Raw genomic sequence first — 10,014 nt, forward strand, 5'->3', positions numbered from 1 at the left:
AACCCGTAAGTACATAGTGATATAATACGCGCGCGTGAATTCAGGTTGACTATTATGGGAATGGTTGGTATCATAAAAAAACGAAAAGAATGTCGAAACTTGGCGACATTAAAATAGAGGAGGACTTTGAACATGATGAAATCCACAGGTATTGTAAGAAAAGTCGACGAGCTGGGCCGCGTTGTTATTCCGATTGAATTGCGCCGTACGCTTGGAATCGGAGAGAAAGACGCTCTCGAAATTTACGTTGACGGCGAGCGCATCATGCTCAAAAAATACGAGCCGGCATGTATTTTCACCGGCAATGCTGACAACCTGATCTACTTCAAAGGAAAAATGATCAGCAAAGAGTGCTTGGAAGAGCTTTCCGAAATTTTTAAATCCATGGCATAATAATTGTAAAGTTTTGCTTTCTAATTACGCCAAAATCGGTTATAATAGATTTATCGAACTTGTTAATTCTAACCTTTTTCATATCTCCTCTTGTCCCCGGGCCTTTTGGCTCCGGGGAACTTTTTTTCCTGTGCCGCGAACAACCATATCGCTGCTAAACGGAGCCAAGCCCCCTTCCCTTACCAGATGCTGTAGTTCGCCGCCGTCATGCCTACTACACTCTGTGCCGGGAGCTGCGCTGCGCGGATAATATTCTTCATTTAAGCGAATAAGAGGAAAGAATAAGAGAAAAGACCTTACCCAGAAATAACAGCAGCATCCATTCTTATTCAGATCCAGCCTATTCAATCCAAATTACCGGTTGAGTTCATTATAAATGTCCCGCTTGGAAACTCCCCGATCCTGCGCCGCCCGCTTCATCGCTTCTTTACGATCCCCAGTCTGGGCCTCATAGCGGGCAACATGATCCTCCAGGCTGAGTCCGTTCCACCATGCCTCCTCCCGGGCTCCTGCCGCACCTGGCTCCCCGCGGCCGACCACGATGCAGTACTCTCCGAGTGCTTCATGCTGATCCAGATGCGCCAGCGCTTCGGATATCGTTCCCCGCAGCAGCTCCTCGTGCTTCTTGGTCAATTCACGGGCTAGCGCAACCGGACGATCACCCCACACCTCGATCATGCTTTGCAGTGTCTTCGCCACCCGATGAGGGGATTCGTAAAAAATGAGCGTCTCTTCAGCCCGGTCAAGCTTCTCCAGCGCTTCACGCAGGGGCTTCTTCTCCCGCGGCAAAAAGCCGTGAAAACGGAACGTGTCCGTAGGCAGACCGGATACGATCAGGGCCGAAAGAGCGGCGTTCGCCCCAGGCACCGGCACAATCGGAACTTCAGCCTCGACCGCCAGCCTGACCAAATCCGAGCCCGGGTCCGAGATCGCCGGCAGCCCCGCATCGCTGACGAGGGCGATGGATTCCCCCTGGAGCAGCAGCCGGATGAGCTCCGGTCCGCTGGCTCGTTTGTTATGCTCATGATATGCGACCAGACGGGTCCCAATTTCGAAATGCGCCAGCAGCTTGCGGGTTTGCCGGGTATCTTCCGCGGCAATCCACTGCACTTCCTTCAGTGTCCGCACTGCCCGATACGTCATATCCTCCAAATTGCCGATTGGCGTGGCCACCAAATACAGAGTACCACTGGCTTTGGCGCCCTGGAAACTTTTTTGAAGCCTCATGCCCCTTGCTCCCCCTTTCCGCTTTCTTTTTCTGTTTGAAGCTCAGCTGTCTGGCCATAGTAGACCTGCAGCAGCTCCTCGCAATATTCGTTATTGTCTTCGTATACGATTAACGGCGGAAGCAGCCGAATTTCAGGCTTGCCGTCACGCAGCGCTTCAATTAATAGCATATTCGCTTCCTCTGCCTTGCGCGGGTGAACAAACCGTATCCGCTTCGGCTCCAGCCGGTATTTGCGCATAAGCAGCATAATATCGGCGAGTCTTGCCGGACGGTGCACCATGGCGACCCGGCCGCCCGGCTTTACCAGCCTGCTGCTGACACGGATCACGTCTTCAAGCGTACAATGAATTTCATGCCGTGCTGCCGCGATATGGGCATTCACATTTTGATCCCCGTTCGGCACAGGCAAATACGGCGGATTCACCGTAACCAAATCGTAGCAGCCGTTCTCCATCGACAAATCGATATGATTCAAATCCCCATGGCGAACGTTGATTTGCGATTGCAGCCCGTTGTAGTCTACTGAACGCTTCGCCATATCCCACAGCCGCTCCTGAATTTCCACGCTCTCGATTTGCGCTTTGGAACGTGTGGACAGCAGCAGCGGAATGACTCCATTGCCTGAGCACAGATCCATGATTTTCCCCCGGGCGGGAACCTGACAGAACCGGGCCAATAAGACCGCATCCAGCGAGAAGCTGAACACTTCGCTGCTTTGTACGATTTTTAATTCATGCGTCAATAAATCATCCAGACGCTCCTCCGGCGAGAGCCGGATAGTCATAGGTTGTTCCAACGTCGGTGCACACCTTTCTATTGAGGGGGCAAACAAGCAATCCCCGTATCCAAAAAAGCCGCAGAGGACATCGTCCCTCTACGGCTCAACGTTATTTGTTTAAAAAGGACAAACAGAACAAGCAATCCCCTTCTGTACGCAGGTGGCCGTAATACACATTACATATATGAAAGCCTTCATGATACAGCCGGGCAAGGTTATCATAGCCTTCGCCAACAACCGATTTGCCTGCTGCCGTATTCTCCGGCTCTTCCTGCGTTGTTTCATGACGAAGCAGCTTGCGCAATTGAGCGTTCTCGATGGTAAGCCGGGTATTCTCCTCCAGAAGCTCAACCAGTTTTTTCTTCAATTGGCCGAGTTCCGTATGCATCCGCCCCATCTGCTCTTCCACTTGGTCTAACTCGGTAAAAAACTCGTGTTTGTCCACGCTTCCACCCCAGCACCTGCTATTCTACTACTACGTCGTCCAGCGGCAGCACATCAGAACGGCCCGAATCAAAAAATTGCACCTTCACTGTGCGCTGCTCCACGTTCAGACCGATGACCTTGCCGGCTCCGAGTGAAGTGACAACATGGCTGCCCATCTTCGGCATCTCTTCTTTACCGCTTTCATACTGGTCATGTTCATATTTCAAACAGCACATTAAACGCCCGCATAAACCGGAAATTTTGGTCGGATTCAGCGACAGATTCTGATCCTTGGCCATCTTAATCGATACCGGGTCAAAATCACCCAAAAACGAGGAACAGCAAAGGATACGTCCACATGGCCCGATTCCGCCCAGCATTTTGGCCTCATCACGAACCCCGATTTGCCGCAGTTCGATTCGGGTCCGGAATACACTGGCGAGGTCCTTCACCAGCTCCCGGAAATCTACCCGGCCTTCGGCGGTAAAATAAAAAATAACCTTGTTGCGGTCAAAAGTATACTCGACATCAACCAGCTTCATTTTCAAGCCGTGATCCTTTATCTTCTGCAGACAGATGCCGAAAGCATTCTTGGCCGCCTGCTTATTCTCGTCCACCATCTTCGCATCGGCATCGCCGGCAATGCGAATCACTTTTTTCAGCGGAAGCACGACGTCCGCTTCGCCAACAACCCGCTGGCCAATGACCACCCGCCCGTATTCCACGCCCCGAGCTGTCTCCACAATAACAGAGTGCTCTTTTTCTATCGGTAGATCACTGGGATCGAAGTAATAAATTTTACCGGCTTTTTTGAAACGTACACCAACAACCGAGTACAACGTTCATCCCTACTCTCCCTGTACGTCTAATAGAAACTGTTCCAGTGCCAGTTGGGGGTTCACGTGATATCGAAGCCGCTTCTTCATCTCGGAAGCCCGCTCCATCGCCCGCGCCCAACTTCCGGTTTCTTTGGAAAACGCCATTTTCTTCAACCATTCTGCCTGGTCGATATATACAAGATGCTCTACTTTGCCGCATCGCACTAAAATCATATCCTTGAACCATAAAAAAAGAAGATCAAAGAACGTTTCCAAATGCTGTGCCGCCTCTCCCTTCATTACCTTTTGCTGGAGAGTCAGCCACATGTCCGGCGAACGGGAACAGCATTCTTTCATTAATTGTATCATTACGCCTCTGACTTCTGCAAACCAATTTCCATGGATGAATTCTCTAGCAGCACCAAGGCCTGCCGTCAGCTCAGCGGCAGCCCGCGCCAGCTCCGGGGCCGCGCCCTCCTGCACCAGAATCGGCGCCAGCTCCGAGGCCGCAAGCGGAGTAAACGGGATCCACTGCGAACGGGAGCGTATGGTCGGCAAAACCGCCTGTCCATTCTCCGTAAGAAGCACGGCGATAATGCGGGACTGCGGCTCCTCCAGAAACTTCAGCAGGCTGTTTGCCGCCTGAATCGTCATCCGGTCCGCCTCTTGAATAATGTACACCTTGGCTCCAGAGGATGTCGTCCGGAACGCAAACTCCTTTTGCAGCTCACGGATTTGGTCGATCTTGATGCTTGTCCCGACCGGTTCGATATGAAACACATCCGGATGGTTGCCATGCTCCACCTTCCGGCATTCCAGACACCGTCCGCAGGCATCATCCTGCCGTTCCGTGCAAAAAATAGCCTGCGCTAGCGTCAGCGCCATCGCCTTGCGCCCGGTCCCCAAGGGTCCCGTAAACATATAGGCATGAGACAGCCTGCCGGAACGCAGCGCATTTTGCAATATTCGCTTGGCCTTCTCCTGGCCCGGGATCTGATCAAAAGACATTTCGGTTCTCGCCTCGCTAGAAGAGTAAATTGATAAGCATGCCCCGGATTTCCCCGACCTTGCCGAGCAGGTCAATCTTGCCCTCTTCCGTCTCCAGAAGATCATCGGCCATATCCAGCAGCGCCCGATCAATTTCATCCAACAGCTTATACCGCTTTCCGCGGCCGCGGCGATCCCAGCCCGTCGTATCCTTCAGGCCGACGCCGCGCCGGACAGTATCCTCCAGAAACTTTTTGACGAGCAGCTTGTAAGCCCGCAATTCTCGGACTGTCATCGACTTGGTTAAACGGTCTCCCTGCAGTTGAATCTGCTGAAGCATTTTTTGCAGCTGCTCCTGATCGGCCTTCCGATCCTGCTGCTGGAGCATATCCGAGAAGCCTCTCATATTCGTCTGGTTGGCATTGCCTGCCTCCTGACGCTTCAGCTCTTTGCCCAAGGGGCGATAACCGGGGTTAATTTTCACGCCAATTTCACTCCATGGTTTTTACTTGATTGTAGCTGGTATCGTACGGTCAAATGCATGTATGCTGGGGTCCATGTTCGGCAGCTGAGTTTCCATAGCCCCCCAGTGCCCCAAGCCGCTACTCAATGCCGTATTTCATCAGAAATGCTCGAACCGCTCGACAGGCATTACGAATACAGCCGCACCCCCAACCTGCACTTCCACAGGGAACGGAATGTAGGAATCCGTTGTGCCGCCCATCGGGGAAACCGGCGTTACCAGCTGCTCACGCACCTTGCAGTTGGCCTTGATGACCTGCATCACATCCTGAATCCGATCGTCCTCGATCCCGATCATAAACGTTGTATTGCCGGCCCGGAGGAAGCCCCCCGTACTGGCTAGCTTTGTTGCACGGAAGCCCTCTTTGATCAGGGCTGCAGATAAACGGTTGCTGTCTTTGTCTTGAACTACGGCAATGACCAATTTCATGGGCAAGCCCTCCTTTTATAATAAACCGTGTCGCCTGCGCCGCTCCCCGCCTTGCTCCTCTGACACGCCTTACATCCTTCTCTCGGACGAAGTCTTCATTGCGCCTCCAGGAAAATGCGCTTACAACAGAACATGAAGCTATGAGGCCGGGCAGGCCATTTTGAATTGCAATAAAAGTCGTACGATTATTAATTTGACAAATGTATACCGAATTCCTTCATTCTTCTTCCAATGACACGGCAACTTTCCAAAAATACTTCCTCTATCGCCTGAGACGCATCAATGCGCACAATCCGATCCGGGTACAGCTTCAGCACTTGATTATAGCCTTCCTGGACCATTTCATGGAAACGCGATGCCTCCAAATCAAGGCGGTTAATCTCTCTCTCCCCGTTGGCTCGGATTCGCTTCAGTCCCACCTCCGGCGGCACATCCAAATACAGGGTCATATCGGGCATAACATCCCCAATCGCAAAACGGTTAATACTCCAAATCTCATCAATTCCGATCCCGCGTGCATGTCCCTGATAGGCCAGACTGCTATCGATAAACCGGTCGCACAAAATGACACAGCCCCGCTGCAGCGCCGGGACGACCTTTTCAACAAGATGCTGCCGCCGGGCCGCGGCATACAGCAGCGCCTCTGTACGGCCATCCATCTCGGTGTGCTCCGGATTCAGTATAACCTCGCGTATCCGCTCTGCAATACGAATGCCTCCCGGCTCGCGCGTCACAACAACCTCAATTCCTGCATGGCGCAGCCATTCGGCGATCCGCAGTATAATCGAGGATTTTCCAGCCCCCTCGCCGCCTTCTAATGTAATAAATACCCCTTTAGTCATGCTGAGCTTCGTCTCCTGTTCCATTTCTTCTATTACTATATGTCATCCGCCCAAAAGCGTTCCCAAGGCGCCATGCGCTTCCCGGCAAGCCGCTGCTGCCGCTTTGCTCCAATATATGGCTTGGCAGCACCGAAAGGTATGCACTTCAAGAAAGAGTCCATCACTGTAGCAGAGATTATATTTTTACCCGGACGGTTGCTCCTGAGGAATCATGCAGCCCCTGAAACCTTACGCCGCCTTCGGCTAATTTCCACAAAGCTTCAGCCGCTGTTGCCGTTATCGTTTCTCCTGCGAACACTACAGGAATACCCGGCGGATAGGGAATGACCATTTCCGCTGCAGCTCGTCCTGCAGCCTCCAGCCAAGGAACGGATTCGACTGATACCGTGGACTCTTTTCCCGAAAGCACCGAATGATCATCAAGCCCAAACGCAACCGGCAGCGAAATCCCCGTATCTCCCGTACTGCCAATGGGAGCAGCATCAATCGCGGGCTCCTGCGCCCAGTTGGACCCCGCAGCGCGGGTACATTCCTCAGGCTGACTCTCTGCAGCAGAGACCCCGGTTTCCTTGAACACGATCGGTGTTCTGGCGATACTTCCATCTGCAAGGCACTCCTCTGCAATCTCCTGCAAGGCCTTGGCGATTCGCAGCGCATCCCCGGCGGTAGATGCCGGACTGAATACGAGCAGGACGTATCTTTCCGTTGCCAGCTCCGGATAGCATCCCTTGCCCTCCAGCTGCCGCTGCAGACGCCCGCCGTTCAATGCTCCCGTTCGCTCCTCGACCAGCACCTTAAACGGATCAAGCGTTTCATAGGCGGCGGATAACTCACCCGGCCTCGGCAAAATTCTGAACACGGGGTCATCCTGCAGTTTTTCACGAAACAATCGGACAGCCTGCAGCCCTGCTTCAACCCGGGACTCTCCCTCCAGCGCCATTTGCCGTCTTGCCAGATCAAGCGAGGACATGATTGGATAGGATGGGCTGGAGCTTTGCAGCATGGCGAGCCGCTGATAAAGCAGCGCTTTGTTCATCCGCGGGCCCTGAACGTGCAGCATCGCGCCCATCGTCATCGCTGTCAACAGCTTATGGGTGGATTGGACGACAGCATCCGCCCCGCATTGGAGCGCAGATGCCGGCAGATCGGGATGGAACCCGTAGTGGGCTCCATGCGCCTCATCAACCAGCAGCGGTATACCTGCCTGATGAGCGAGATCTGCGATTGCAGCGAGATTCGCCCCCATACCATAATAATTCGGGCTAGTCAGCAGCACAGCTTTGGCGCTCGGGTAAGCCTCCAGCGCGTCCCGCACATCATCCGGGCGGGCCGCCGCGGCCAATCCCGAGTCCGGGTCCATACGAGCGGGAAGAAAGACCGCTCGCGCGCCAGCCAGCATAAGCCCATGCCAAACCGACTTGTGCGAGTTTCGCTGTACGATGACAATATCATTCTCCCCCTGCCGGCACACCGATAAAATCATAGCTAAATTCCCCGCCGTGCTGCCCCCTACCAGAAATCTGGTTTCATCCGCCCCAAAGCAGGCTGCAGCGAGCTCCTGCGCCTCCAATATGGCGCCTTGGGGATCATGCAAATCATCCAGCCCGCTGATTTCGGTCTGATCCAGGGACATGACCCCTCCCAGAAAAGCTTTCGCCTGCGGGTCCAGTCCTTGCCCCGATTTATGTCCTGGCACGTGCAGACTGAGCGCATCACGGTTGTAATGCGATACAAGCGCCTCATATAACGGCGCGCGCTGCTGCTGTATGTTATTTGAACGGTTCATATGGCTCGTCAATGGCACCTCGATTTATTACAATTGGTTACTTTATGCTTTGTCCAAGAAATCGCGACGGCAGCTTTCATTTTATTCTAGCATATTGGACAAGAAACCCCCAATGACATAACAAAAAAGAAGCTCCTTTCCTCCTGGAAAAAGGAGCTCCAGAGCCTTCACGGGCCATGTGGTCGACCGACCGCCGTCATGCAGCGAAACACCGCGCGCTGGGAGTTGCGCGCGGTGCGGAAATTACGCGTCTTTTTTATACCAGATTCGCCGCAATTGATGAATAAAAAAAGGATATTTGGCATCCACCACATCTGTTTTAACCATTTCAGCTTCGCAATCGTCGCAAATAAATTCTGTATAAACCCGGATGCCATGACCTTTTTTCTGATCGCAGATAATGCAGGTGTTTTCGTTCTGCTGTTCCACACTACCACCTCGCTCCGCGGTTTTTCTACCAGTATGCCACAGTTTCTATGGTTTTAAACTAGATTCTTTATGCTGTAATGTATGATTTTATAGACCATGTCGTGTCTGTACGAATTTTGTTTTTTTGGGGTGCGCTTGCCCGTTCAAATTCCTATAGTGAATCTTAGCGTTTTGTGAGATAATGTGTGGGTATTCGAGCCATTTTAAACTTATCGGGTGAACGTATCATGTCCCTTACGCGACAAGAACTAACAAAAGACTCTACCATTTATAACTACATGCTCTTGTCCAGAATTCGCAATGCCCAATGGATGCCACCCTTGTATTGGGGGATATTTGGAGGGGCACTGCTCGTTTGCTGGCTCTTCGGCGAGCATACCGGCCATGCCATTTATTGGCTGATCGGCGGCTTGCCAGGCTCACTGTACCTCTATTACGCGGTCACCAAAAGCTACCTGCATTTCACAGGCGCCCATTCCTCGCAGAGCTGGAAAACCTCCTTCAGCTGTCCATGGATCGGGTTTCTCCCGCACCAGCAGTTTGTCTCTTACCGAATACTGCTGCATTCCCAGTTGCATATCTTCGGCATTGCTCTATGCACCTTGATGCTGCTCCTCTCCTGGAGCGGACCCTGGGATGCGGCCGCCCTGCTGTTTGTGCACCTATGGCTGCTAATGCCGCGTTTTGCCATTTTGTTATGGTTCCGCCGAAGCGCTCCTAGCGGCTGGCTGAGGATTACCAAAACCGAAACAAGCTACTATAAGCAATAATGACCAAAGCCCTGCGCCCTCTTCAATGAAGAGGCACACGGGGCTTTTTTACTGTCATTTGGATCGTGTTTCTTCATTAATATGGGTGCAATATAAATAGGATACAGCCTGCCGCCGGAAGGCCTACAGGGTATACCTTTTCTTTACCGTTGTTCCGGACTTCAAGCACTCCCAGAAAAATCTAGGAAACGCAAAAACACCGTGCTGACAAATGTCAGCACGGCGCTCTGCGGCTTGGCAACGTCCTACTCTCCCGGGACCCTGCGGTCCAAGTACCATCGGCGCTGGAAGGCTTAACGGTCGTGTTCGGGATGGGTACGCGTGGTTCCCTTCCGCCATCATCACCAAACCTGCAAGCTTTATGAAGCAAAGCTGCTTCGGAAGCCTGTTTTTTTCGAAGAGTCCCCTCTTCGAAAACGCTGCAAGAAAATCTCCAGCCTTATCCAGGGCGTGCAGCTTCTTGCTCAAGGGATTCCTCCCTGAAAACTAGATACGAAACGTTCCATCCATCCATGTTTGGTTAGCTGATGTATCTTGGATAAGCCCTCGACCGATTAGTATTCGTCAGCTCCACACGTTACCGCGCTTCCACCCCGAACCTATCT

General features: G+C 52.6%; 12 protein-coding genes and 1 rRNA gene. 2 read left to right on the forward strand and 11 right to left on the reverse strand.

Features of this window, described 5'->3' with window-relative positions; translation table 11 throughout:
* Positions 1-132 precede the first annotated feature (132 nt).
* A complete protein-coding gene (locus WBG83_RS18400) occupies positions 133-393 on the forward strand; it encodes an AbrB/MazE/SpoVT family DNA-binding domain-containing protein (protein WP_336746750.1) in 261 nt (86 codons plus the stop codon).
* A 354-nt stretch (positions 394-747) separates the two neighbouring features.
* Here the strand turns inward: WBG83_RS18400 and rsmI are convergent, their stop codons facing one another.
* The 10 genes from rsmI to WBG83_RS18450 form a co-directional block, all read right to left on the reverse strand.
* On the reverse strand, positions 748-1,620 hold the full coding sequence (rsmI, locus tag WBG83_RS18405) for a 16S rRNA (cytidine(1402)-2'-O)-methyltransferase (RefSeq protein ID WP_336746751.1): 873 nt from the start codon (positions 1,618-1,620) through the stop codon (positions 748-750).
* Positions 1,617-2,405, reverse strand: coding sequence for a tRNA1(Val) (adenine(37)-N6)-methyltransferase (locus WBG83_RS18410; protein WP_336746766.1), 789 nt, complete (start codon positions 2,403-2,405; stop codon positions 1,617-1,619). The genes rsmI and WBG83_RS18410 overlap by 4 nt, the downstream gene beginning before the upstream one ends.
* Positions 2,406-2,508: 103 nt before the next feature.
* The gene (yabA, locus tag WBG83_RS18415; RefSeq protein ID WP_336746752.1) at positions 2,509-2,844 is read right to left on the reverse strand and encodes a DNA replication initiation control protein YabA; all 336 of its coding nucleotides are present in this window, start codon (positions 2,842-2,844) and stop codon (positions 2,509-2,511) included.
* Between the two features lie 19 nt (positions 2,845-2,863).
* Positions 2,864-3,664: a PSP1 domain-containing protein gene (locus WBG83_RS18420; RefSeq protein ID WP_336746753.1), complete on the reverse strand. Its 801-nt coding sequence runs from the start codon at positions 3,662-3,664 to the stop codon at positions 2,864-2,866.
* A 9-nt stretch (positions 3,665-3,673) separates the two neighbouring features.
* On the reverse strand, positions 3,674-4,651 hold the full coding sequence (gene holB / locus WBG83_RS18425) for a DNA polymerase III subunit delta' (RefSeq protein ID WP_336746754.1): 978 nt from the start codon (positions 4,649-4,651) through the stop codon (positions 3,674-3,676).
* Positions 4,652-4,667: 16 nt separating this feature from the next.
* The gene (locus WBG83_RS18430; protein ID WP_336746755.1) at positions 4,668-5,114 is read right to left on the reverse strand and encodes a YaaR family protein; all 447 of its coding nucleotides are present in this window, start codon (positions 5,112-5,114) and stop codon (positions 4,668-4,670) included.
* Between the two features lie 138 nt (positions 5,115-5,252).
* Positions 5,253-5,582 (reverse strand): cyclic-di-AMP receptor, encoded by a 330-nt coding sequence (locus WBG83_RS18435; protein ID WP_336746757.1) that lies wholly within the window; start codon positions 5,580-5,582, stop codon positions 5,253-5,255.
* A 188-nt stretch (positions 5,583-5,770) separates the two neighbouring features.
* Positions 5,771-6,424, reverse strand: coding sequence for a dTMP kinase (tmk, locus tag WBG83_RS18440; protein WP_336746758.1), 654 nt, complete (start codon positions 6,422-6,424; stop codon positions 5,771-5,773).
* 175 nt (positions 6,425-6,599) lie between these two features.
* On the reverse strand, positions 6,600-8,210 hold the full coding sequence (locus tag WBG83_RS18445; protein ID WP_336746759.1) for an aminotransferase class I/II-fold pyridoxal phosphate-dependent enzyme: 1,611 nt from the start codon (positions 8,208-8,210) through the stop codon (positions 6,600-6,602).
* A gap of 243 nt (positions 8,211-8,453) precedes the next feature.
* Positions 8,454-8,639: a sigma factor G inhibitor Gin gene (locus WBG83_RS18450; protein WP_336746760.1), complete on the reverse strand. Its 186-nt coding sequence runs from the start codon at positions 8,637-8,639 to the stop codon at positions 8,454-8,456.
* 227 nt (positions 8,640-8,866) lie between these two features.
* On the opposite strand from WBG83_RS18450, the gene WBG83_RS18455 reads away from it, so the two are divergent.
* Positions 8,867-9,409 carry a hypothetical protein gene (locus tag WBG83_RS18455; protein ID WP_336746761.1) on the forward strand — a complete coding sequence of 181 codons (543 nt, stop codon included), beginning with the start codon at positions 8,867-8,869 and terminating at the stop codon, positions 9,407-9,409.
* Positions 9,410-9,641: 232 nt separating this feature from the next.
* On the opposite strand, the gene rrf is transcribed toward WBG83_RS18455, so the two are convergent.
* Positions 9,642-9,758: ribosomal RNA gene (gene rrf / locus WBG83_RS18460) — 5S ribosomal RNA — on the reverse strand.
* Between the last annotated feature and the right edge of the window lie 256 nt (positions 9,759-10,014).

It is taken from the genome of Paenibacillus sp. y28 (genome assembly GCF_037137075.1).
Classification (GTDB): Bacteria; Bacillota; Bacilli; order Paenibacillales; family NBRC-103111; genus JBBBNV01.

What these genes read in the sequence shown, in the direction of transcription:
- tmk (WP_336746758.1), bottom strand. Translation starts at nt 6,424, where the DNA reads ATGACTAAAGGGGTATTTATTACATTAGAAGGCGGCGAGGGGGCTGGA.
- WBG83_RS18410 (WP_336746766.1), bottom strand. Translation starts at nt 2,405, where the DNA reads ATGACTATCCGGCTCTCGCCGGAGGAGCGTCTGGATGATTTATTGACG.
- holB (WP_336746754.1), bottom strand. Translation starts at nt 4,651, where the DNA reads ATGTCTTTTGATCAGATCCCGGGCCAGGAGAAGGCCAAGCGAATATTG.
- WBG83_RS18435 (WP_336746757.1), bottom strand. Translation starts at nt 5,582, where the DNA reads ATGAAATTGGTCATTGCCGTAGTTCAAGACAAAGACAGCAACCGTTTA.
- rsmI (WP_336746751.1), bottom strand. Translation starts at nt 1,620, where the DNA reads ATGAGGCTTCAAAAAAGTTTCCAGGGCGCCAAAGCCAGTGGTACTCTG.
- WBG83_RS18455 (WP_336746761.1), top strand. Translation starts at nt 8,867, where the DNA reads ATGTCCCTTACGCGACAAGAACTAACAAAAGACTCTACCATTTATAAC.
- WBG83_RS18445 (WP_336746759.1), bottom strand. Translation starts at nt 8,210, where the DNA reads ATGAACCGTTCAAATAACATACAGCAGCAGCGCGCGCCGTTATATGAG.
- WBG83_RS18400 (WP_336746750.1), top strand. Translation starts at nt 133, where the DNA reads ATGATGAAATCCACAGGTATTGTAAGAAAAGTCGACGAGCTGGGCCGC.